General features: G+C 53.5%; 6 tRNA genes. All 6 read right to left on the bottom strand.

The features are described 5' to 3' along the window. Nucleotides 1-44: 44 nt before the first annotated feature. Nucleotides 45-119 (bottom strand) — tRNA-Gln (locus KXG62_RS33925). Between the two features lie 13 nt (nucleotides 120-132). Continuing rightward, nucleotides 133-208 (bottom strand) — tRNA-Thr (locus KXG62_RS33920). Nucleotide 209: 1 nt separating this feature from the next. Beyond that, nucleotides 210-285: transfer RNA gene (locus KXG62_RS33915), tRNA-Val, on the bottom strand. 10 nt (nucleotides 286-295) lie between these two features. Beyond that, a tRNA-Glu gene (locus KXG62_RS33910) sits at nucleotides 296-367 on the bottom strand. Nucleotides 368-376: 9 nt separating this feature from the next. Further along, a tRNA-Thr gene (locus tag KXG62_RS33905) sits at nucleotides 377-452 on the bottom strand. Between the two features lies 1 nt (nucleotide 453). Next, nucleotides 454-529, bottom strand: a tRNA-Asn gene (locus KXG62_RS33900). Nucleotides 530-574 lie beyond the last annotated feature (45 nt).

Genomic DNA, 574 nt, shown 5'->3' with positions numbered 1-574 from the left:
TAAAAGTCAGGTGCTCTACCAACTGAGCTAATGGCTCATGCAAATGGCTGGGGATCTAGGATTCGAACCTAGGCATGACGGAGTCAAAGTCCGTTGCCTTACCGCTTGGCTAATCCCCAATATGTAATATGCTGGTGCCGCCGAGAGGACTTGAACCCCCAACCTACTGATTACAAGTCAGTTGCTCTACCAATTGAGCTACAGCGGCCTGGTGGAGGCTGACGGGATCGAACCGCCGACCCTCTGCTTGTAAGGCAGATGCTCTCCCAGCTGAGCTAAGCCTCCAGCTTGACAATGACCCGTAGGGGATTCGAACCCCTGTTACCTCCGTGAAAGGGAGGTGTCTTAACCCCTTGACCAACGGGCCATTATGAGATGGAGCTTCCAACCGGGATCGAACCGGTGACCTCATCCTTACCATGGATGCACTCTACCTACTGAGCTATGGAAGCGTGGCTCCCCGAACAGGACTCGAACCTGTGACAACTCGATTAACAGTCGAGTGCTCTACCAACTGAGCTATCAGGGAATAATGCTTGGCGACGTTCTACTCTCCCAGGACCCTGCGGTCCAA

The sequence above is a fragment of the Paenibacillus solanacearum genome (genome assembly GCF_910593845.1).
GTDB classification, from domain to species: Bacteria; Bacillota; Bacilli; order Paenibacillales; family NBRC-103111; genus Paenibacillus_G; species Paenibacillus_G solanacearum.
The sequence above is the reverse complement of the archived record's forward strand: the minus strand, read 5'-3'. Positions and strand labels throughout refer to the sequence as shown.